22 protein-coding genes are annotated in these 20,228 nt (G+C 63.5%); 14 read left to right on the top strand and 8 right to left on the bottom strand.

Going from position 1 to position 20,228, the window contains the following annotated elements:
- Window positions 1–8: 8 nt before the first annotated feature.
- Complete coding sequence (gene pilG, locus SA496_RS27580; protein ID WP_003455569.1) at window positions 9–416, bottom strand: twitching motility response regulator PilG; 408 nt, start codon at window positions 414–416, stop codon at window positions 9–11.
- A 267-nt stretch (window positions 417–683) separates the two neighbouring features.
- Here pilG and gshB point away from each other — a divergent pair, with 267 nt between their 5' ends.
- The 7 genes from gshB (at window position 684) to SA496_RS27545 (ending at window position 6,566) form a co-directional block, all read left to right on the top strand.
- Window positions 684–1,646 carry a glutathione synthase gene (gshB, locus tag SA496_RS27575; RefSeq protein ID WP_153918755.1) on the top strand — a complete coding sequence of 321 codons (963 nt, stop codon included), beginning with the start codon at window positions 684–686 and terminating at the stop codon, window positions 1,644–1,646.
- Window positions 1,647–1,702: 56 nt separating this feature from the next.
- Window positions 1,703–2,596 carry an energy transducer TonB gene (locus SA496_RS27570; RefSeq protein ID WP_120653547.1) on the top strand — a complete coding sequence of 298 codons (894 nt, stop codon included), beginning with the start codon at window positions 1,703–1,705 and terminating at the stop codon, window positions 2,594–2,596.
- Window positions 2,597–2,709: 113 nt separating this feature from the next.
- Entirely contained in the window at window positions 2,710–3,276 is a 567-nt protein-coding gene (locus SA496_RS27565) for a YqgE/AlgH family protein (RefSeq protein WP_120653548.1), read from the top strand.
- Complete coding sequence (gene ruvX, locus SA496_RS27560) at window positions 3,276–3,716, top strand: Holliday junction resolvase RuvX (protein WP_120653549.1); 441 nt, start codon at window positions 3,276–3,278, stop codon at window positions 3,714–3,716. The genes SA496_RS27565 and ruvX overlap by 1 nt, the downstream gene beginning before the upstream one ends.
- Before the next feature lie 22 nt (window positions 3,717–3,738).
- Window positions 3,739–4,251, top strand: coding sequence for a bifunctional pyr operon transcriptional regulator/uracil phosphoribosyltransferase PyrR (pyrR, locus tag SA496_RS27555; protein ID WP_120653550.1), 513 nt, complete (start codon window positions 3,739–3,741; stop codon window positions 4,249–4,251).
- A 36-nt stretch (window positions 4,252–4,287) separates the two neighbouring features.
- On the top strand, window positions 4,288–5,295 hold the full coding sequence (locus SA496_RS27550; protein ID WP_120653551.1) for an aspartate carbamoyltransferase catalytic subunit: 1,008 nt from the start codon (window positions 4,288–4,290) through the stop codon (window positions 5,293–5,295).
- Complete coding sequence (locus tag SA496_RS27545) at window positions 5,295–6,566, top strand: dihydroorotase (RefSeq protein WP_120653552.1); 1,272 nt, start codon at window positions 5,295–5,297, stop codon at window positions 6,564–6,566. Before SA496_RS27550 ends, SA496_RS27545 begins: the two co-directional genes overlap by 1 nt.
- Before the next feature lie 60 nt (window positions 6,567–6,626).
- Here SA496_RS27545 and SA496_RS27540 read toward each other — a convergent pair whose 3' ends face one another.
- The 3 genes from SA496_RS27540 to SA496_RS27530 form a co-directional block, all read right to left on the bottom strand.
- Complete coding sequence (locus SA496_RS27540) at window positions 6,627–7,661, bottom strand: sensor domain-containing diguanylate cyclase (RefSeq protein ID WP_120653553.1); 1,035 nt, start codon at window positions 7,659–7,661, stop codon at window positions 6,627–6,629.
- An 82-nt stretch (window positions 7,662–7,743) separates the two neighbouring features.
- On the bottom strand, window positions 7,744–10,023 hold the full coding sequence (gene ptsP, locus SA496_RS27535) for a phosphoenolpyruvate--protein phosphotransferase (RefSeq protein ID WP_120653554.1): 2,280 nt from the start codon (window positions 10,021–10,023) through the stop codon (window positions 7,744–7,746).
- 22 nt (window positions 10,024–10,045) lie between these two features.
- On the bottom strand, window positions 10,046–10,525 hold the full coding sequence (locus SA496_RS27530; protein WP_077524243.1) for an RNA pyrophosphohydrolase: 480 nt from the start codon (window positions 10,523–10,525) through the stop codon (window positions 10,046–10,048).
- Window positions 10,526–10,670: 145 nt separating this feature from the next.
- Between SA496_RS27530 and SA496_RS27525 the strand changes: the two genes are divergently transcribed.
- Window positions 10,671–11,324 carry an HAD family hydrolase gene (locus SA496_RS27525; RefSeq protein WP_120653555.1) on the top strand — a complete coding sequence of 218 codons (654 nt, stop codon included), beginning with the start codon at window positions 10,671–10,673 and terminating at the stop codon, window positions 11,322–11,324.
- A gap of 75 nt (window positions 11,325–11,399) precedes the next feature.
- Here the strand turns inward: SA496_RS27525 and SA496_RS27520 are convergent, their stop codons facing one another.
- The 3 genes from SA496_RS27520 to ilvA all read right to left on the bottom strand — a co-directional run bounded on the left by SA496_RS27520 (window position 11,400) and on the right by ilvA (window position 13,933).
- Window positions 11,400–11,867 (bottom strand): DUF2269 domain-containing protein, encoded by a 468-nt coding sequence (locus tag SA496_RS27520; RefSeq protein WP_120653556.1) that lies wholly within the window; start codon window positions 11,865–11,867, stop codon window positions 11,400–11,402.
- A gap of 19 nt (window positions 11,868–11,886) precedes the next feature.
- Window positions 11,887–12,345 carry a DUF2269 domain-containing protein gene (locus SA496_RS27515; protein WP_153918747.1) on the bottom strand — a complete coding sequence of 153 codons (459 nt, stop codon included), beginning with the start codon at window positions 12,343–12,345 and terminating at the stop codon, window positions 11,887–11,889.
- Window positions 12,346–12,418: 73 nt separating this feature from the next.
- Window positions 12,419–13,933: a threonine ammonia-lyase, biosynthetic gene (gene ilvA, locus SA496_RS27510; protein WP_256660882.1), complete on the bottom strand. Its 1,515-nt coding sequence runs from the start codon at window positions 13,931–13,933 to the stop codon at window positions 12,419–12,421.
- A 143-nt stretch (window positions 13,934–14,076) separates the two neighbouring features.
- Here ilvA and rpiA point away from each other — a divergent pair, with 143 nt between their 5' ends.
- Both rpiA and SA496_RS27500 read left to right on the top strand, forming a co-directional pair.
- Entirely contained in the window at window positions 14,077–14,748 is a 672-nt protein-coding gene (gene rpiA, locus SA496_RS27505) for a ribose-5-phosphate isomerase RpiA (protein ID WP_120653559.1), read from the top strand.
- A gap of 90 nt (window positions 14,749–14,838) precedes the next feature.
- Window positions 14,839–15,171 (top strand): YegP family protein, encoded by a 333-nt coding sequence (locus tag SA496_RS27500; protein ID WP_120653560.1) that lies wholly within the window; start codon window positions 14,839–14,841, stop codon window positions 15,169–15,171.
- Here SA496_RS27500 and SA496_RS27495 read toward each other — a convergent pair whose 3' ends face one another.
- Window positions 15,172–16,095, bottom strand: a complete 924-nt coding sequence (locus SA496_RS27495) for an SdiA-regulated domain-containing protein (RefSeq protein ID WP_120653561.1) — start codon at window positions 16,093–16,095, stop codon at window positions 15,172–15,174. It lies immediately after the preceding gene.
- A 119-nt stretch (window positions 16,096–16,214) separates the two neighbouring features.
- Between SA496_RS27495 and SA496_RS27490 the strand changes: the two genes are divergently transcribed.
- From SA496_RS27490 to SA496_RS27475, 4 genes are all read left to right on the top strand, one after another.
- Window positions 16,215–17,231 carry an AraC family transcriptional regulator gene (locus SA496_RS27490; RefSeq protein ID WP_120653562.1) on the top strand — a complete coding sequence of 339 codons (1,017 nt, stop codon included), beginning with the start codon at window positions 16,215–16,217 and terminating at the stop codon, window positions 17,229–17,231.
- Window positions 17,232–17,460: 229 nt separating this feature from the next.
- Complete coding sequence (locus SA496_RS27485) at window positions 17,461–18,510, top strand: ABC transporter ATP-binding protein (protein ID WP_330114771.1); 1,050 nt, start codon at window positions 17,461–17,463, stop codon at window positions 18,508–18,510.
- Entirely contained in the window at window positions 18,507–19,421 is a 915-nt protein-coding gene (locus SA496_RS27480) for an ABC transporter permease (protein WP_330114770.1), read from the top strand. Before SA496_RS27485 ends, SA496_RS27480 begins: the two co-directional genes overlap by 4 nt.
- A complete protein-coding gene (locus tag SA496_RS27475) occupies window positions 19,418–20,206 on the top strand; it encodes an ABC transporter permease (RefSeq protein ID WP_153918739.1) in 789 nt (262 codons plus the stop codon). Before SA496_RS27480 ends, SA496_RS27475 begins: the two co-directional genes overlap by 4 nt.
- Window positions 20,207–20,228 lie beyond the last annotated feature (22 nt).

Below are 20,228 nucleotides of genomic sequence, written 5' to 3'. Positions count from 1 at the left end.
GCCGGACTTCAGGAGGCTTGCTCCACCGGGGTGAAATCGGGGACGTGAGTCTTGATCGCGCCGAGCAGCTCTTCCTTGCTGAAAGGCTTGGTGAGGTACTGATCGGAACCGACGATGCGACCCTTGGCCTTGTCGAACAGGCCGTCCTTGGAGGACAGCATGATCACCGGGGTGGATTTGAAAGCACTGTTGTTCTTGATCAGGGCGCAGGTCTGATAACCGTCCAGGCGCGGCATCATGATGTCGACGAAGATGATGTTCGGGTGGGAATCGGCGATCTTGGCCAAGGCGTCGAAACCATCAACTGCAGTGATGACCTCGCACCCCACTTTCTTGAGCAGAGTCTCGGCTGTGCGACGAATCGTTTTCGAATCGTCGATCACCATGACCTTCAAACCCTCGGAATGCTGTTCCATGTTCGCCCTACCATCGCCTCGGTGAGTCGTTATTCTGCTTTATATATGTGCCTGAGGCCCTACAACCGACGGGCTGCGACCCAATCGTCGGGCATTTTTAGCACAGTCTCCAGACGCAAGCTACACGGCGTCCGCATCTGCCTCACCTCCCCTGTCGAGGAAGGTTTTTCCCTTGACCGCAATCAATGCCGGCGCCACCCTGAGCGCCTTATCCAACCGGCCCGCCTGCCTTGGCGCGCCCCTTGAAACCTGTTGCGGAGACCCCCCATGAGCGTTCGCCTCGGGATCGTCATGGACCCCATTGCGCAAATCTCCTTCAAGAAGGACAGCTCCCTGGCCATGCTACTGGCCGCCCAGGAGCGCGGCTGGTCGCTGTTCTATATGGAGCAGCAGGACCTATACCAGAAAAACGGTGAAGCTCGCGCGCGCATGCGCCCACTGAAAGTTTTCCTCGACCCCGAACACTGGTTCGAACTGGAGGCCGAGGCTGACACCCCGCTTGCCGAGCTGGACGTGATCCTGATGCGCAAGGACCCGCCCTTCGACAACGAGTTCGTCTACTCCACCTACCTGCTGGAACAAGCCGAGCGGGCCGGCGTGCTGGTGGTGAACCGCCCGCAGAGCCTTCGCGACTGCAACGAGAAGTTCTTCGCCACCCTGTTCCCCGAGTACACGCCGCCAACCGTGGTCAGCCGACGAGCGGACATTCTGCGCGAGTTTGCCGAAGAACAGCGTGACATCATTCTCAAACCCCTGGATGGCATGGGTGGTTCCTCGATTTTCCGTCACCGCGCCGGAGACCCGAATCTCTCGGTGATCCTGGAAACCCTGACCGCCCACGGTAGCCAGCAGATCATGGCGCAGGGCTACCTGCCGGCGATCAAGGACGGCGACAAGCGCATTCTGATGATTGACGGCGAGCCGGTGCCCTACTGCCTGGCGCGCATTCCGGCTGCCGGCGAAACCCGCGGCAACCTGGCCGCAGGCGGTCGTGGCGAGGCCCGTCCGCTGACCGACCGCGACCGCGAGATCGCCACCGCTGTCGGCCCGACCCTGCGGGAGAAAGGCCTGCTGTTCGTCGGCCTGGACGTGATCGGCGAGCACCTCACGGAGATCAACGTCACCAGCCCCACCTGCATTCGCGAGATCGACAAGGCCTACGACACACGCATCGGCGAACGATTGATGGATGCGATCGCCCGCAAGCTCGAGGCGCGGAGTGCTTCATAGACTTTTATGCGGACGCTCGGCAGACTGCGCCGCTATCTGAAGCAAGCTGACTGTCGATGAACGCAGCCGTGAATACCTCCACCGAACTGTCCGCCGGCGTCCGCCCGGCGGATCGGTTGGGCTTTACCCTGTTCCTCGCCGCCGTGTTGCACGTCGCGCTGATTCTCGGCGTCGGTTTTACCGTTGCCGACCCGCAGCAAATCAGCAAGACCCTGGAAATCACCCTCGCGACTTTCAAGAGCGAAGAGAAGCCGAAGAAAGCCGACTTCCTCGCCCAGGCCAACCAGCAGGGCAGCGGGACGCTGGAGCACAAGGCCAAGCCGAAGACCACCGAGCAGGCGCCGTTCCAGGACAAGGAAATCCGCAAGACGACGCCACCTGCCGCCCCGCCCCAGGCCCCAAAGAAAGAAGCCCAAAAGGCAGCGGTGGCAACCAAGAGCCCGCAGCAGCAGAAGACCACGGTCAAGCGTGAGCAGACCAAGCCACAACCCGACAGTACGCCGGCACCATCCTTCGACAGCTCACAGCTGTCCGCCGAAATCGCCAGCCTCGAAGCGGAACTGGACAAGGAGCGCCAGCTCTATGCCAAGCGCCCACGCATCCACCGCCTCAACGCGGCCTCGACCATGCGCGACAAGGGCGCCTGGTACAAGGAGGAGTGGCGCAAGAAGATCGAGCGCGTCGGCAACCTCAATTATCCGGAAGAAGCCCGCCGCCAGCGCATCTACGGCAACCTTCGACTCCTGGTTTCAATCAACCGCGACGGCACTCTCTACGAAGTGCAGGTGCTGGAATCATCCGGCCAGACGGTACTGGACCAGGGTGCCATGCGCATCGTGCGCCTCGCGGCGCCCTTCGCGCCTTTCACCGGCGACCTGGCGGACATCGATCGCCTAGAAATCATTCGCACCTGGCGTTTCGAGCGCGGCGACCGCCTGTCGAGCAATTGAGAGCGGCAACTGCGTCTAGGCTCTAGGCTTCTATTCAGCGCCCCGCGACACAGGCGCTCACGCCTCAGCCTTGCCGCTTGAAGCCTGCCGTCTTAAGCCTGAAACTAGCCGACATGAAAAGCGCACCGAGCTACCTCAAGCACCACTTCCTGATCGCCATGCCGCACATGGCCGATCCGAACTTCGCCCAGACCGTCACCTACCTGGTGGAACACAACGAGCAGGGTGCGATGGGCCTGGTGATCAACCGCCCCAACGGCCTCAGCCTGAGCGATGTGCTCGAACAGCTGCGCCCGGAATTCACCCCGCCAGCACGTTGCCAGGGCCTGCCGATCTACGCCGGCGGCCCGGTACAGACTGACCGCGGATTCGTCCTGCATCCGAGCGGCCACAGCTTCCAGGCCACCCTGGAACTCGGCGAACTGGCACTTTCCACTTCCCAGGACGTTCTCTTCGCCATCGCCGATGGCGGCGGCCCGCAGAAGTGCCTGGTCGCGCTCGGATATGCCGGCTGGGACGCCGGCCAGCTGGAAGCTGAGCTCAGCGACAACGCCTGGCTGACCTGCCCAGCCGACCAGGCCATCCTCTTCGACACTCCGTCTGAACAGCGCCTGTCGGCTGCCGCTGCGCGACTGGGCGTGAATCTAAGCCTGCTCACCGCCCAGGCCGGGCACGCCTGATGGCCGACTCGAAACCCCTGCGTCTGCTGCTCGGCTTCGACTACGGCACCAGACAGATCGGCGTAGCCGTGGGCCAGGCTGTGACCGGCCAGGCCCGCGAGCTGAAAGTGTTGAAAGCCCAGAATGGTGTACCGGACTGGCAGCAGGTCGAATCCCTGATCCGTGAATGGCAACCCGATGCCATCGTCGTCGGCCTGCCGCTTAACATGGATGGCACACCCAGCGAAATGAGCGCCCGCGCGGAAAAATTCGCCCGGCGCCTGAATGGCCGCTTCAATCTGCCGGTATTCACTCACGACGAGCGCCTGACCACCTTCGAGGCCAAAGGCCAGAGACTGGCCCAGGGGCAGCGCGACGGCTACCGCGAGCGTCCGGTGGATGCTCTGGCTGCCGCCCTGCTGCTGGAAGGCTGGCTGGCCGAAAACTCCGCAACTTCCTGATTCCAGAACGCGAGGACCGCCGATGACCCTGCCCAAGCCCGCCGAGCTGCTGCCGAGGATGGCCAGCGACCTGAAAGCCCACCTGAAGTCCCGCGCCATCGCCGAGCCCCGCTACATAGGCATTCGCACCGGCGGCGTGTGGGTCGCCCAGGCTTTGCTGGAGCAACTGGGCGTATCGGGCCCGATGGGCACCCTGGACGTATCCTTTTATCGCGACGACTTTACCCAGAGCGGTCTGCATCCGCAGGTGCGCCCCTCAGAGCTGCCTTTCGAGGTCGAAGGCCAGCACCTGGTGCTGATCGACGACGTGCTCATGAGTGGTCGCACCGTACGCGCCGCCCTCAACGAGCTCTTCGACTACGGCCGCCCGGCCAGCGTGACATTGGTGTGCCTGCTCGACCTCAATGCCCGCGAGCTGCCGATCCGCCCGGATGTGGTCGGTGCGACCCTGTCCCTGGGCGCCACGGAACGGGTAAAATTGCTCGGCCCCGCGCCGCTCACCCTCGAGCGTCAGGACCTCGCTTCACCCGCCTGACCTCCCGATTTCTCGTAACCTTTCAGGGCCTGCCCCATGCCGACAGACGCCAAGCGCCCGCTGCAGCTCAACGATCAGGGCCAGCTGCGCCACTTCCTCTCGCTCGACGGTCTGCCCCGCGAGCTACTGACGGAAATCCTCGACACTGCCGACTCCTTCCTCGAAGTCGGCGCCCGCGCTGTGAAGAAAGTCCCGCTGCTGCGTGGCAAGACCGTGTGCAACGTGTTCTTCGAGAACTCCACTCGCACCCGCACCACCTTCGAGCTGGCGGCCCAGCGCCTGTCCGCCGACGTCATCACCCTCAACGTCTCCACCTCCTCTACCAGCAAGGGCGAGACGCTGTTCGACACCTTGCGCAACCTGGAGGCGATGGCCGCCGACATGTTCGTGGTGCGCCATGCCGATTCCGGCGCGGCCCACTTCATCGCCGAGCACGTGTGCCCGGACGTGGCCATCATCAACGGCGGTGACGGCCGCCACGCGCACCCGACCCAGGGCATGCTCGACATGCTCACCATTCGCCGCCACAAGGGCAGCTTCGAGAACCTCTCGGTGGCCATCGTCGGCGACATCCTGCACTCGCGCGTTGCCCGCTCGAACATGCTCGCGCTGCGCACGCTGGGCTGCCCGGACATTCGCGTGATCGGACCGAAGACCCTGATCCCGGTGGGTGTCGAGCAGTACGGCGTGAAGGTCTACACGGACCTCGCCGAAGGCCTTAAGGATGTAGATGTAGTGATCATGCTGCGCCTGCAGCGCGAACGCATGCAGGGCGGCCTGCTGCCCAGCGAGGGCGAGTTCTACAAGCTCTACGGCCTGAACTCCCAGCGCCTCATGCTGGCCAAACCGGATGCCATCGTCATGCACCCGGGTCCGATCAACCGCGGCGTCGAAATCGAGTCGGCGGTAGCCGACGGCGCGCAGTCAGTGATCCTCAACCAGGTCACCTACGGCATCGCCGTGCGCATGGCCGTGCTCTCCATGGCCATGAGCGGCCAGACCGCGCAACGCCAACTGAACCAGGAAGCCGAGGAGCTGAACTGATGCGTACCCATATCCTCGGTGCCCGGCTGATCGATCCAGCCAGCGGCCAGGACCAGATCACAGACCTCTTCCTCGAAAGTGGCAAGGTTGCCGCCATCGGCCAGGCGCCGGCAGGTTTCGAGGCGGACAAGACCCTCGACGCCAAGGGTCTGGTCGCTGCTCCCGGCCTGGTGGACCTGTCGGTCGCCCTGCGCGAGCCCGGCTACAGCCGCAAGGGCAGCATCGCCAGCGAAACCCTGGCCGCCGTGAGCGGCGGCGTCACCAGCCTCTGCTGCCCGCCACTGACCCGCCCGATCCTGGATACTCCGGCCGTGGCCGAGCTGATCCTCGACCGCGCCCAGGAAGCCGGTCACGCCAAGGTTTTCCCCATTGGTGCCCTGACCAAGGGCCTGGCCGGTGAGCAACTGTCCGAACTGGTCGCCCTGCGCGACGTGGGCTGCGTGGCCTTCGGCAATGGCCTGGCCAGCTTCGCCAGCAATCGCGTGCAGCGCCGCGCCATGGAGTACGCCGCCACCTTCGACCTGACCGTGGTCTTCCACTCCCAGGATGCATCCCTGGCCGAAGGCGGACTGGCCCACGAAGGCCCTACTGCAAGCTTCCTCGGCCTGGCCGGCATTCCGGAGTCCGCCGAAACCGTAGCACTCGCCCGAGATCTGCTGCTGGTGGAGCAGAGCGGCGTGCGCGCTCACTTCAGCCAGATCACCAGCGCGCGTGGCGCCGAGCTGATCGCCCAAGCCCAGGCCCGCGGCTTGCCAGTGACCGCTGACGTGGCCATGTACCAGTTGATCCTCACCGACGAGGCGCTGATCGACTTCTCCAGCCTCTATCACGTGCAGCCGCCGCTGCGCACACGCGCCGACCGGGACGGTCTGCGCGAAGCCGTGAAAAGCGGCGTGATTTCGGCCATCTCCAGCCACCATCAGCCCCATGAACCAGATGCCAAGCTCGCGCCCTTCGGCGCCACTGAGCCCGGCATCAGCAGCGTGGAGTTGCTGCTTCCGTTGGCCATGACCCTGGTTCAGGACGGCCTGCTAGATCTGCCGACCCTTCTCGCCCGCCTCACCGCCGGCCCCGCCCGCGCCCTACGCTTGCCCGCTGGCCGCCTGGCCGTCGGCGCGCCGGCGGACCTGGTACTGTTCGACCCGCAAGCGTCGACCCTGGCCGGCGAAACCTGGAACTCCAAGGGCGATAACTGCCCCTTCATCGGCCACTGCCTGCCGGGCAAAGTGCGCTATACCCTGGTGGACGGCCGGATCATCTTCCAGGCATGAAGTCGCTGTACGAAAAAGCCCGCCATTCGGCGGGCTTTTTCATTTCAGGCGTGGCGGGGATCAACAGGCCTCGATGCAGTTGCGCCGCTGCTTGGCACGATAGAGACCGTCATCCAGGCGCTTGAGCAGGGATTCGATCCCTTCTCCAGCCTGCATCCCTGCCACAGAGAAACTGGCCGTCAGCCCCAGCGGCAGGCTGGGATCGGCCTGGGCGACCAATAGGCGCAGGCGCTCGGCCAATTGCAATGCGGCGTCCTGGCCGGTTTCCGGCAGCAGGGCGATGAATTCCTCTCCCCCCCAACGGGCGAAGCAATCCTCTTCCCTGAGCGCTGTGCGCACGGTTCGGCTGACTGCCACCAGGGCGCGATCACCGATCTGGTGACCGTGGCTGTCGTTGATGCGTTTGAAGTGATCGAGATCGAACATCAAGAGCGATGTGACATGCCCGTGGCGCTGGAATCGCTGCCACTCGCTATGCAGGTTGCGCTCGAAATGGCGACGGTTGGATACCTGGGTCAGCGGGTCGGTCTCACTGAGACGCATGGCGCTTGCGACCTGCTGTGCAAGCGCCTCGTTGGCCTGGCGCAGGGCCTCGGTGCGCGCATCTACCAATGCCTCGAGCTTGCGGTTCAGGGCCAGCAGTTCCTCGTTCTTTCGCTGCAATTCCAGGCTGGCCATCTTGCGCTGATGGATATTGCGGTGAGCGCCGACCATTCGCGTCGGCTTGCCGGCACCGTCGAATTCGACGAAGCGGCCATGGTCGCTGACCCACAGATAACTGCCGTCGCGGCAGCGGCAGCGGTAGTCCTCGGCATAGATCAGGCTCTCGCCATCCAGGTAAGCCTGGAAGCTGCGCATCACCCGCTCGATATCGCCAGGATGGATCACCGATTTCCAGGTATTCACGTCCTCCGGCAGGCTATCCAGCGCATAGCCGAGCATGGAGTACCAGCCGGGGCTGCGTTTGACGTGGTTGGTGAGGATGTTCCAGTCCCAGATACCGTCGCTGACGATATCCAGGGCGAAGCGCAGGGTGCGCTCGATCTCTTCGAGGGTGGTGCCATAGCAATGGTCGAGGGGCTCAAGCTTGTCCATAAGCTTCCTGCGGGCCGAACGCCCGGTTGGGACCGCTACGCCCGGGCGTCTACCCGAGCGTCACAAACGCTTACCCCCGGTCTCAGGCCTGGATGGTCGCAGCCGGGTTGATCACCCGGCCGAGGCCCAGATTACGCAGGGCGAGATGCAGCGAGCTGTGGATGACCTGCGGGTTGTCGATGGCCAGCAGTTGATCCAGAAGCTCCTTGGCCTTGGTCATCGTGACCTGGCGCAGCAGCCACTTCACCTTGGGCAGGTTGGTAGCGTTCATCGACAGGCTGTCGAAACCCATGGCCAGCAGCAGCACGGCAGCTGCAGGATCACCTGCCATCTCACCGCAGATGCTCACCGGCTTGCCTTCGGCGTGGGCGTCATCCACCACTTTCTTCAGCGCCTGCAGCACCGCGGGGTGCAGGTAGTCATAGAGATCCGCCACGCGCGGGTTGTTGCGATCCACCGCCAGCAAGTACTGGGTGAGGTCATTGGAGCCCACCGAGAGGAAGTCCACCTGGCGCGACAGCTCCTTGGTCTGGTAGACAGCAGCGGGAATCTCGATCATCACCCCTACCGGCGGCATGGGGATGTCCACGCCCTCGTCACGCACCTCGCCCCAGGCGCGATGGATCAGGTGCAGCGCCTCCTCCAGCTCATGGGTGCCGGAGATCATCGGCAGCAGGATGCGCAGGTTGTCCAGGCCCTCGCTGGCCTTGAGCATGGCGCGCACCTGGACCAGGAAGATTTCCGGGTGGTCGAGGGTTACACGGATGCCGCGCCAGCCAAGGAAAGGGTTGCTTTCCTTGATCGGGAAGTACGACAGCGCCTTGTCGCCGCCGATATCCAGGGTACGCATGGTCACCGGCAGCGGGTGGAAGGCAGCGAGCTGCTCGCGGTAGATGGCGAGCTGTTCCTTTTCGCTGGGGAAGCGCTCGTTGATCATGAACGGCACTTCGGTGCGATACAGGCCGACGCCTTCGGCGCCGCGCTCCTGTGCACGGGTCACGTCGGCGAGCAGGCCAGTGTTCACCCAGAGCGGCATGCGCTGGCCGTCCAGGGTCTCGCAAGGCAGGCTGCGCAGCGCATCCAGGCCCTTGACCAGCTGGCGCTCCTCTTCCACCACTTCGCTGTACTGCTTGCGCAGTTGCGCCGAGGGGTTGGTGAAGACTTCGCCGTGGTAGCCGTCGACGATCAGTTCGATGCCGTCGACCTTGGAATACGGCAGGTCGACTACGCCCATCACGGTCGGGATGCCCATGGCGCGCGCAAGGATGGCAACGTGGGAGTTGCCCGAGCCCAGTACCGATACCAGGCCCACCAGCTTGCCTTCAGGCACCTCCCCGAGCATCGCTGGGGACAGCTCCTCGCTGACCAGGATGGTGTTTTCCTGGTAGACCAGGTTCTGCTTGCGCTCTTCCTGCAGGTAGGCGAGCAGGCGGCGGCCAAGATCCTTGACGTCGGAAGCGCGCTCGCGCAGATAGGCGTCGTCCATCAGTTCGAAGCGGGTGACGTGCTCCATTACGACCTGGCGCAGGGCACCCTGGGCCCACTGGCCGGTGCGGATCACGCGCTTGACCTCCATGCCGATGGAGGCGTCGTCGAGCATCATCAGGTAAACATCGAAGAGAGCACGCTCTTCGGGGCGCAGTTGGGTTTCCAGCTTGCTGGATAGCCGGCGCATGTCTTCGCGCACCGCCTCCAGGGCTTGCTTGAAGCGCTCGACTTCGGCCTCGATGTCATCGACCGTGCGATCAGGTACCACTTCCAGGTCGGCCGGCGGCAGCACCACCACCGCGGTACCCACCGCAGCACCGGGAGCGCCCGGCACACCGACGAACTTGGTTTCCTGGATCCCCTTGCCCTGGCGACCCAGGCCGCGAATGGAGCCGGTCGCTTCAGCGTGGGCGATAACGCCCGCGAGCTGCGCGCTCATGGTGACAAGGAAGGCTTCCTCGCCTTCGTCGAACTGGCGGCGCTCCTTTTGCTGCACCACCAATACGCCCATCACGCGACGGTGGTGGATGATCGGAGCGCCGAGGAAGGAGGCGAATCGCTCTTCACCGGTTTCGGCGAAGTAGCGGTAACGGGGGTGATCAGCGGCGTGCTCGAGGTTCAGCGGTTCCTCTCGGGTACCCACCAGGCCAACCAGGCCTTCGTTGGGAGCCATGCTGACCTTGCCGATGGAGCGCTTGTTCAGGCCCTCGGTTGCCATGAGCACGAAGCGGTTGGACTCCGGGTCCAACAGGTAGACCGAGCAGACCTGGCTGCCCATGGCCTCCTTGACCCGCTGCACGATGATCGCCAACGCCGCCTTCAGATCCTTGGCGGCGTTCACTTCCTGGACGATCTTGCGCAGCGTGTTGAGCATGGCTAGTCAGCCTTTCTCCGGGTCAGTCTTGCGCCAGGAGGCGCGGTGCTAGTTCCTTGAGGGCCCGGCGATAGACTTCACGTTTGAAGGTCACCACCTGGCCCAACGGGTACCAGTAACTGACCCAGCGCCAGCCGTCGAATTCGGGCTTGCCGGTCAGATCCATCCGTACCTTGTTCTCGTCCGACTGCAAACGCAGCAGGAACCACTTCTGTTTCTGGCCAATGCACAGCGGCTGGCTGTTTGTACGCACCAGACGCTGGGGCAGACGATAGCGCAACCAGCCACGAGTGCAGGCAAGAATCTTCACATCCCGCTCTTCCAGGCCGACTTCTTCGTTCAATTCCCGGAAAAGTGCCTCTTCAGGTGTCTCGCGCGGATTGATACCACCCTGCGGGAACTGCCAGGCATCCTGGTTGATGCGCCGAGCCCAAAGCACCTGCCCGACATCATTGGCGAGAATGATGCCGACATTCGGGCGAAAACCATCGGAATCGATCACGGCACTCAACCTCGCAAACGCATGTTTCGGCATTGTTCCATAAAGGCCGCAAACGCAGCAATGCGAGCCTTTCTCGCGATGGGCAGCTCCGCTCAAAGCGGCTATTCTGGCCGCCCTTCGAAGCCTTGATGCAAGGAAAAACGACGTGCGTTTGGCTCTTTTCGACCTCGACAACACCCTGCTGGCCGGCGATAGCGATCACGCCTGGGGCGACTATCTGTGCGAACGCGGCATCCTCGACGGGATTGCCTACAAGGCGCGCAACGACGAGTTCTATCAGGATTACCTGGCGGGTCGCCTGAACATCCAGGACTACCTGAACTTCAGCCTGGAAATCCTGGGTCGCACCGAAATGGTGCAGCTTGACCAATGGCATCGCGAATTCATGCGCGATTGCATCGAGCCGATCATCCTGCCGAAGGGCGAAGCCCTGCTGGAAGAGCACCGCGCCGCCGGCGACAAGCTATTGATCATCACCGCCACCAACCGCTTCGTCACTGCGCCGATCGCGAAGCGCCTGGGCGTGGAAACCCTGCTGGCCACCGAGTGTGAAATGGCCGATGGCCGCTTCACCGGCCGCACCACCGACGTGCCCTGCTTCCGGGAAGGCAAGGTCACCCGCCTGGCGCGCTGGCTGCAGGAAACCGGCCTCAGCCTGGACGGCAGCAGCTTCTATAGCGACTCCCTGAACGACCTGCCCCTTCTGGAACAGGTGAGCCATCCGGTGGCAGTGGACCCCGACCCGAAACTGCGCGCCGAAGCACAGCAACGCGGCTGGCCGGTAATTTCGCTGCGCTAGGGCAGACGGTAGCGTGCGCCATGTGTCCCGGCTGAACACGCAGCGCACCCTACGAGGAAAGCCGGCCCGGGTCGGTCAGAGCGGCTTGACCACCATCAGCGCGTACACCACCACCAGCAATACCAACGCGAGAACCGCCAGCCAGGTGCGCACAGCCACATGGCTGGCCACCTGAGGCGCGAGAGGCGTGCCATCCCGAAGCGCCCGGCGCGCCAGGTTGCGTATACGCACCTGCAGCCAGAGCAGAGGCAGCCAGCAGAGCGCAGCCAGTAGATAGATTCCTACACTCCACAACAACCATCGCTGACCCAACGGCCAGCCTCCGACATTGGCCAGCGCCACGCCACTCAACGGCAAGAGCACCGCGGAACTGGCGATCAACCAGAATTCCAGCCTCACCAGAGAAGCGAAGGTCGCGGCCATTTGCCGAGGATCAGCCTCTTTCCACGCCCGACGGGCAAAGAACAGCCCAGTCAGCGCCGCGCCGAAGAGCACGGCGGCCAGCAAGCCATGGAAGGTCTTGAGCAGGAAATAGAGGGTCATGCCTGGCGCTTGCACCGCATCAAAGCGGTTTGGCCAGCATCATTGCCAGCACGGAGATGAACAGCAGCAGGCCGGCCATACCGTAGGCAGCACCGAACTTGAGGCTGCGGCGAACAGGTGCGGAAGCTGGTCCGCCATCGGCCAGAGCCTGCTCCCGCAGTCGAGCAACACGCCGGAACAGCAACAGCCACGCGATACAACCGAACAGGTAGAGGATGGCGCCGCCGAGCAACCAGGTCTGACCCAGCGGCAGACCAGCCAGGTTGACCATCCACCAGCCGCTGACCGGCAGTGATACGGCGGCGAGAATCAGCAGCGGCACGCCAACCAGCAGGATGCGCCGCAGGCTCGGTCCAATCAGCGCGGCATCGCCGGAGCGAAAATTGCGCCAGCCATACCACCCCAGCCCTGCCAACCCGCCGAAGAACAGCACGGTGGCCAGGCCGTGGAGGATGCGAAATACCAGATAGTTTTCCATGAAACGGGTCCTTGTCAGCGTGGGCGGCTGAGTCAAAGCCTAGCAGCCGCCCAATCCAGCACCCCGGTTTACGTCAGCCCAGGAAGAGCTGGTATGCCGGGTTGTCGCTCTCATCCCAGTAGGGATAGCCGATCTCGTCGAGGGCGGCATGCACCAGCGAGCGCTCCTCGGCCGGAACCTGCAGACCGGCCACCACACGACCGTCGGCTGCGCCGTGGTTGCGGTAATGGAACATGGTGATGTTCCAGCGGCCACCCAGCTTGTTGAGGAAGTTGAACAGCGCACCCGGACGCTCGGGGAACTCGAAACGGAATACCAGTTCATCGCTGATTCGCGCTGCGTGCCCGCCGACCATGTGACGGATATGCAGCTTGGCCAACTCGTTGTCGGTGAGGTCCAGCACCGGGAAGCCCTGGCTGCGCAGGTTTTCCACCAGAACCGCACGTGGGTCGGTTTCCGGGTGAGTCTGCACGCCAACGAAGATGTGCGCTTCGGCGTCGGTGTTGTAGCGGTAGTTGAACTCGGTGATCTGACGCTTGCCGATGGCCTCGCAGAAAGCCTTGAAGCTGCCCGGGCGCTCCGGAATGGTCACGGCGATGATCGCCTCGCGCTTCTCGCCCAGCTCGGCGCGCTCAGCCACATGACGCAGGCGGTCGAAGTTGATGTTGGCGCCGGAGTCGATAGCCACCAGGGTTTGGTCGCGCACGCCTTCACGCTCGACGTACTTCTTGATCCCCGCCACCGCGAGGGCGCCGGCGGGCTCGGTGATGGAACGGGTATCGTCGTAGATGTCCTTGATCGCCGCACAGATTTCGTCGGTGCTGACGGTGATCACCTCATCCACATGCTGTTTGCAGATATCGAAGGTGTGCTGGCCGATCTGCGCCACGGCAACACCATCGGCGAACAACCCGACCTGTCCCAGCACCACACGCTCGCCAGCGGCCATGGCGGCCTGCAGGCAGTTGGAATCGTCCGGCTCGACGCCGATTACCTTCACCTCGGGGCGCAGGTATTTGACGAAGGCGGCGATGCCCGCGACCAGGCCGCCGCCTCCCACCGGCACGAAAATGGCGTCCAGGCGGCCGGGGTGTTGGCGAAGTATCTCCATCGCCACGGTGCCTTGGCCGGCGATCACTTCCGGATCATCGTAGGGATGGATGTAGACGTAGCCTTTCTCTTCCACCAGCTTCAGCGAGTGGGCCAGCGCCTCGGGGAAGGCATCACCGTGCAGTACAACCTTGCCGCCGCGGGCGCGAACGCCCTGCACCTTCAACTCCGGTGTAGTGCGCGGCATCACGATCGTCGCTTTCACGCCCAGCTCGCGGGCTGCCAGAGCAACGCCCTGGGCATGGTTGCCAGCCGATGCAGTGACCACACCTCGATTCAGCTCCTCGCGGGAGAGCTGGGCGATCTTGTTGTAAGCGCCTCGAATCTTGAAGGAATAGACCGGTTGCAGGTCCTCACGCTTGAGGAGGATCTGGTTGCCCAGGCGCTCGGTGAGCTGGCGGGCGGGCTGCAGCGGGGTTTCCACGGCGACGTCGTAGACGCGCGAGGTCAGGGTCTTCTTCACGTATTCTTCGAGCATCGCGGCTTCACTGGCGGGCATTTCACGGGAGGGCCGAGTCTACAGCAGGGATTCGTCGGGCGACCACAGAGAATGCGGGGTTTTGCCCAGCCGACCGGCTATAATTCGCGCCCTCGACACTCCTCCTATCGGACCTCCCCAGCATGACCCAGGACCAGCTCAAGCAGGCCGTCGCCCAGGCCGCCATCGACTTCATCCTCCCCAAGCTCGGTGAAAAGAGCATCGTCGGTGTCGGCACCGGCTCTACCGCCAACTTCTTCATCGATCTGCTGGCTCAGCACAAGATGGCCTTCGACGGCGCCGTAGCCAGCTCCGAGGCCACGGCCCAGCGCCTGAAGGGGCACGGCATTCCCGTATACGACCTGAACGGCGTCAGCGACCTGGAGTTCTATGTCGACGGCGCCGACGAGAGCAACGAGCGCCTCGAACTGATCAAAGGCGGTGGCGCTGCCCTCACCCGCGAGAAGATCGTCGCGGCGGTAGCCAAGACCTTCATCTGCATCGCCGACGAGAGCAAGCTGGTTCCGCTGCTTGGCGCCTTCCCGCTGCCGGTGGAAGTCATCCCCATGGCCCGCAGCCATGTGGCTCGCCAGCTGGTGAAACTGGGCGGCGACCCGGTTTACCGCGAAGGCGTGTTGACCGACAACGGCAACATCATCCTCGATGTGCACAACCTGCAGATCGACAGCCCGGTGAAGCTCGAAGAGCAGATCAACAACATCGTCGGCGTGGTCACCAACGGCCTGTTCGCTGCTCGCGCGGCCGACCTGCTGCTGCTCGGCACCAAGGACGGCGTCAGGAGCATGACCGCCTGACGCGGGCTCCCGGCCTGCGGGAAACCGTCTAGATTTGTTGGCTACGGCGTCTCTCGGCGCCGTCCACTGCCACGAACGAGGAGGTGCCCCATGGCCGGGAAATTCCACCTGAAGAAGGCCAACGATGGCCAGTTCCACTTCAATCTGAACGCCGGCAACGGCGAAACCATCCTCACCAGTGAACTGTACAAGGCCAAGGATTCCGCCTTGAACGGTATCGAGTCGGTCCGCAAGAACGCTGCTCGCGACGGTGCCTTTGAAAGCAAGACCGCCAGCAACGGCAAGTTCTATTTCGTGCTCAAGGCCACCAACGGCCAGGTCATCGGCCAGAGCCAGATGTACGCCAGCTCCTCCAGCGCCAGCGCGGGCATCGAATCGGTAAGAAACAACGCCCCCGGCGCCACCCTAAACGACGAAAGCTGATCAGTCGCTTGCCTGCTTACGGAACACGTAGAACAGGTTCGGCTCGCTGACCAGATAGAGGTTGCCGTCGTTATCCATGGCCACCCCTTCGGCCTGCGGCACCGCTCGCTGCAGGCCGTGCATGCCACGCAGCAGAGAGAGCGTGCTGATTGGGCGGCCATCGGCGTTAAGCTCCAGCACCAGCCGCGACTCGTCCGACAGCGCCAGCAAATGGCCGCTGCGCTCCTCGTATTGCAGGCTGGAAAGGTCACGAACGAAGAGCCGGGCATCACGCTTCGGGTCGTCCACCACGTGCACCGCGAACGGCTTGTCCGGATTGGTATGGGGGAATCCGTGGATCTCGTAGATGCGCACCGGGTCGCGTTCCTTGGCCACGAACAGGCGCTGCCCGATGGAGTCGTAGGCCAGGCCCTCGAAGCCCTTGTTTCCAGAAAGGCCGATGCCCAGGGACAGCTGCTGCGACGCACTGGCATCGATGGAGGTGGTGTTCTCTTCGACACGCACCTTGATGAGACGCTGCAGGCGCTCGTCGGTGATCACGTAGACGCCCTTGCTGATGTACTCGATGGCTTCCGGGTCGCCAAAACCCACCAACTGGATGCGGCGAATCAGGTTCCCGTCGAGGGACAGCTCGATGATTTCCGGACGCTGGTTGGTAACGGTAAAGAGGCTGTGGCGATCCGGGTCGTAGGTCAGCGCGGAGACGTCGTCCGACAATCCCTCGATGGGCTTGGCCTCGATGGCCACCTGGTAGTCCGGCAGCCAGATGGAACGCTCCCGCCACTCGGCGGCGTGGCGCCATTCTTGCAGCGCGAACAGACCGCGTTCGAAAAGCCGGAACTGCTGGGCGGCAATACCGAGCAGCACCAGCAGTAGCACCAGGAAAGCGCTGACCAGGCGCCACGGGGTCAAGAATGAACGCATCGATCAGGACTCTGGGGTTCAGGACGCGGCGAAGGATACAGAGCGCACCGGACTTCTACCTGAATTGAAGCTTAAAGCCCGCGGACAGGATATGGCGGGCGTTACAAAAGGGGACGGACATGGCCACCTCGCTGCTACCGGAAGAGCGCGCACTCACCACTCTGCACACTATCGCCCTGGCCGTGACCACATTGGCCAGCAGCGGCACCGACCGCCAGCTCCTGCTCGACGGCAGTGGCGTTTGCTGCGCCGATCTCGACACTCCCGACAAACTGATCACCCACGCCCAGGAATTGCGCGTCTTCGCCAATGCCCTGGCGATCACCCGCGATCCCTCGCTGGGCCTGTCCCTCGGCCTGCGCATGCACGTATCCGCCTACGGCATGCTCGGCTACCCGATGCTCGCCAGCCGCACCCTGCGCGATGCCCTGACCATCGCCCTCGGGCATCCGGCGCTGCTGGGCACCTACTTCAAGCTGAGCCTGGAGGAAAATGACGGCGAGGCGTGCCTCGTTGCGGTCGGCTACCGCTACGCGCCCGAGCTGACGGTGTTCAACAGCGAACTTTGCCTGACCTCGCTGCTCACCGTATTGCAGGACCTGCTCGGCACCAGCATTCGCCCGGCGCGGGTCTGCCTGTCCTATCGCCCGCCGCTGCATGCCGCCACCTATGAACAGATACTTGGCTGCCCAGCTGAATTCGGAGCCTCCCGCAATGCCCTCTGCTTCGATGCAGCCCTGCTCGACCGGACCCTGCCCCTGGCCGACCCGGTGACCTGCCACTACGGCCTGCAGCAATGCCTGAAGCTGGACGCCCAACTCAACAGCCGCCATGACGTGCTCGACCAGATCCGCCACCACCTGGCCGGCAACCTGCGCGACGCATGCGACCTGGACAGCGTCGCGCGCCAGTTGCACCGCTCCGAGCGCACCCTGCGTCGCCACCTGCAGCAGCTGAACACCAGTTTCCAGCGCCTGCTGGACGAAGTGCGCTACGACAAGGCGCGCCAGTTGCTGGTGCAGACCGACCTGCCCATCTACCTGATCGCCGAACAGCTCGGCTACAGCGAAACCGCGAGCTTCCGGCATGCCTTCCAGCGCTGGAGCGGGCAGTCACCGAGCCTGTATCGCCGCTAGGCCCGCCAGAGGCCATTGCGGGGGCGAATGAACTCGCCCCCGCAGGCTCCTTCTCGCCGCTTCGCAACCTTAATCACCGCCCGCAACTTGGCCGAAAATATCCCCTTTTGACCTGATCTATCGTTCTGCACCTACTAGGCTGCTGACAGAATCGGGACAAACAAGGGCCGCTTCACCAGCAGAAAAAGAAAAGCCCAATAAGAACAAATCCTTAGAGCTTGTGATCAGCATGACTAGCGCGATCAGCGTCGAACGTGTGTGCATGGAGTTCGGTGATCCGGGGCAGGGCGTGAAGGCCCTCGACGATGTTTCCCTGGAAATCCGCGCCAACGAGTTCTTCACCCTGCTCGGCCCGTCCGGCTGCGGCAAGACCACTCTCTTGAGGCTCATCGCGGGCTTCGAGCAACCCAGCTCCGGCGCCATCCGCCTGTACGGCGAGCCGATGCAGGGCCTCCCGCCATTCCGCCGCCCGGTCAACACCGTGTTCCAGAGCTACGCCCTGTTCCCCCACATGACCGTGGCCCAGAACATCGCCTTCGGCCTGGAGATGCGCGGGCTCTCCCGCAGCGAAATCGAGCAGACGGTGCAGCGCATGCTGGAACTGGTGAAGTTACCGAATGTGGGCAAACGCCGCGCCGACCAGCTTTCCGGCGGCCAGCAGCAGCGCATCGCTTTGGCGCGCGCGCTGGCCAACAAGCCCAAGGTGCTGCTACTGGACGAATCGCTCTCTGCGCTGGACCAGAAACTGCGCAAGGAAATGCAGATCGAGCTCAAACGCCTGCAGCACGAGACCGGCATCACCTTCATCTTCGTTACCCATGACCAGGAAGAAGCCCTGACCATGTCCGACCGCATCGCGGTGATGAGCAAGGGTCGCGTCCTCCAGGTCGGCACTCCGACGGAAATCTACGAAGCGCCCCTGAATCGCACGGTGGCGGACTTCATCGGCGAAACCAACTTCCTGGAGGGCGAAGCCCTGGAACGCGGAGTGCTGTTGCCCGACGGTCAGTTGCTCAGCGCCTTCAGCCCGCGCCGTGGTGCCGTGACCCTGGCGATCCGTCCGGAGCGCACCTGCCTAGACGAGCAGGGCAACCTGGCAGGTGAGATCGAGAACGTGGTCTATGTCGGCACCGATACCGTGTACCACCTGAATATCGCCGGGCAGAGCGGCTTCCGAGTTCGCCAGCAGAACCGCAATGGCGCGCTGAACGTCTATTCGGCCGGTGAGAAGGTGCGAGTACAGGTACCCGGTGAAGCCATCCGGGTACTGGTCGAATGAGCACCCTGCGCGCCCAGGCGGAACGCCGCCAATTACGTCGGCGCCTGGCACTGACCAGCCCGGCCATGCTCGCCCTGCTGGTGTTCCTGGTGCTCCCACTGGGGATCATGTTCCTGGTGTCGATCCTGGCCCCGGGCGACTATGGCGGCGTGAAATGGGACCAGTATTCGCTGGAGGCCTATGTCAACTTCCTCTACGAACGCGATCTGGATGACAGCCTGGTGTTCAACACCGACTACCTGCAGATCTTCCAGCGCTCGTTCTGGCTGTCGGTACTGACCACTGCCGGCTGCCTGCTGATCGGCTTCCCCACCGCGCTCTATCTGGCGCTACAGAGCGAGCGCAAACGCAACCTGCTGCTGTTCCTGGTCACCGTTCCCTTCTGGACCAACCTGCTGGTGCGGGTCTATGCGTGGATCCTGCTGCTACGCAACGGCGGTCTGGTGGACAGCGGCCTCGGCGTATTCGGGCTCTCGGACGGCGCGCTCGGCCTGCTGTACACGGATGTGGCGGTGGTAATCGGCCTGCTCTACACCTTCTTGCCGTTCATGGTGCTGCCCATTTACACCAGCCTGGAGAAGCTCGACTGGCGCCTGGTGGAAGCCGCCTTCGACCTCGGTGCCAACCGTTTCCAGGCCCTGCGCCGAGTCATCGTACCGCTGGCCATGCCCGGCATAGTCGCCGGCGCGATCCTGGTGTTCATCCCGTCGCTCGGCAACTACATCATTCCCGAGCTGCTCGGGGGTGGTAAGTCACTGATGATCGGCAACCTGATCCAGCTGCAGTTCGGTGCATCCCACAACTGGCCACTGGGCGCGGCACTGTCCTTCGCCCTGCTCGGCTTCGTGTTGCTGGCGATGCTGCTCTACAGCCTGCGCTTCAAGCAGGCCGCCGGCGGAGGCCATCCATGAACATGCAGAACCCGCTCTGGCGATTCACCGGCGTACGCCCCACCGCCTGGCTGTTCTTCGCCTTCCTCTATGTACCGATCCTGGTGCTGGTGGCACTGAGCTTCAACGGCGGGCAGTCGGCGACGATCTGGGAAAGCTTCAGCCTCAAGTGGTACTCGGTGGTAGCCAACGATCCGGAAATCGTCCGCGCTGCGAAGAACTCGCTGATCGTTGCCACCTTCGCCACACTGATCGCCACCGCCCTGGCCACCCTCGCCGCCCTGGGGATGCGCGGCCGCGCCTTCCGCGGACAGACATTGATGAGCGGGGTGCTCGGCCTGCCGCTGCTGGTGCCGGAGATCGTCACCGCCGTGGCCACCCTGATGTTCTTCGCCTTCATCGGCCTGAAGCTTTCGCTGTTCACCATCCTTATCGCCCACGTGGTGTTCTGCATTCCATTCGCCTACTTGCCAATCCGCGCCCGCCTGGAAGGCATGGACCCGCGCCTGGCCGAAGCCGCAGCCGATCTCTACGCCTCCCCCTGGAAGGCTTTCTGGAAGGTGACCTTCCCGCTGCTGATGCCCGGCATCCTTTCCGGCGCCATGCTCGCGTTCATCATTTCCATGGACGACTTCGTCATCACCTACTTCGTCGCCGGCGCCGGTTCCACGACCCTGCCGGTGTACATCTTCAGCTCGATCAGAATGGGTATTTCGCCAAAGATCAACGCGATATCCTCGATTATCCTCGTGATTTCCATAGCTTTCGTTGCATTGTCCTACTACGTCGGGCAGCGCAAGCGCTGACCCGTCCTCGACCAGCAAGGAG

It is taken from the genome of Pseudomonas sp. JS3066, assembly GCF_036328175.1.
Lineage (GTDB): Bacteria > Pseudomonadota > Gammaproteobacteria > Pseudomonadales > Pseudomonadaceae > Metapseudomonas.
Note: the sequence above shows the minus strand (reverse complement) of the source record. Positions and strands in the feature narration are given on the sequence as shown.

Bases quoted from the DNA above. Each gene is read 5' to 3' on its own strand.
- pilG (WP_003455569.1), bottom strand. From the start codon at position 416: ATGGAACAGCATTCCGAGGGTTTGAAGGTCATGGTGATCGACGATTCG.
- gshB (WP_153918755.1), top strand. From the start codon at position 684: ATGAGCGTTCGCCTCGGGATCGTCATGGACCCCATTGCGCAAATCTCC.
- SA496_RS27570 (WP_120653547.1), top strand. From the start codon at position 1,703: ATGAACGCAGCCGTGAATACCTCCACCGAACTGTCCGCCGGCGTCCGC.
- SA496_RS27565 (WP_120653548.1), top strand. From the start codon at position 2,710: ATGAAAAGCGCACCGAGCTACCTCAAGCACCACTTCCTGATCGCCATG.
- ruvX (WP_120653549.1), top strand. From the start codon at position 3,276: ATGGCCGACTCGAAACCCCTGCGTCTGCTGCTCGGCTTCGACTACGGC.
- pyrR (WP_120653550.1), top strand. From the start codon at position 3,739: ATGACCCTGCCCAAGCCCGCCGAGCTGCTGCCGAGGATGGCCAGCGAC.
- SA496_RS27550 (WP_120653551.1), top strand. From the start codon at position 4,288: ATGCCGACAGACGCCAAGCGCCCGCTGCAGCTCAACGATCAGGGCCAG.
- SA496_RS27545 (WP_120653552.1), top strand. From the start codon at position 5,295: ATGCGTACCCATATCCTCGGTGCCCGGCTGATCGATCCAGCCAGCGGC.
- SA496_RS27540 (WP_120653553.1), bottom strand. From the start codon at position 7,661: ATGGACAAGCTTGAGCCCCTCGACCATTGCTATGGCACCACCCTCGAA.
- ptsP (WP_120653554.1), bottom strand. From the start codon at position 10,023: ATGCTCAACACGCTGCGCAAGATCGTCCAGGAAGTGAACGCCGCCAAG.
- SA496_RS27520 (WP_120653556.1), bottom strand. From the start codon at position 11,867: ATGACCCTCTATTTCCTGCTCAAGACCTTCCATGGCTTGCTGGCCGCC.
- SA496_RS27515 (WP_153918747.1), bottom strand. From the start codon at position 12,345: ATGGAAAACTATCTGGTATTTCGCATCCTCCACGGCCTGGCCACCGTG.
- ilvA (WP_256660882.1), bottom strand. From the start codon at position 13,933: ATGCTCGAAGAATACGTGAAGAAGACCCTGACCTCGCGCGTCTACGAC.
- rpiA (WP_120653559.1), top strand. From the start codon at position 14,077: ATGACCCAGGACCAGCTCAAGCAGGCCGTCGCCCAGGCCGCCATCGAC.
- SA496_RS27500 (WP_120653560.1), top strand. From the start codon at position 14,839: ATGGCCGGGAAATTCCACCTGAAGAAGGCCAACGATGGCCAGTTCCAC.
- SA496_RS27495 (WP_120653561.1), bottom strand. From the start codon at position 16,095: ATGCGTTCATTCTTGACCCCGTGGCGCCTGGTCAGCGCTTTCCTGGTG.
- SA496_RS27490 (WP_120653562.1), top strand. From the start codon at position 16,215: ATGGCCACCTCGCTGCTACCGGAAGAGCGCGCACTCACCACTCTGCAC.
- SA496_RS27485 (WP_330114771.1), top strand. From the start codon at position 17,461: ATGACTAGCGCGATCAGCGTCGAACGTGTGTGCATGGAGTTCGGTGAT.
- SA496_RS27480 (WP_330114770.1), top strand. From the start codon at position 18,507: ATGAGCACCCTGCGCGCCCAGGCGGAACGCCGCCAATTACGTCGGCGC.
- SA496_RS27475 (WP_153918739.1), top strand. From the start codon at position 19,418: ATGAACATGCAGAACCCGCTCTGGCGATTCACCGGCGTACGCCCCACC.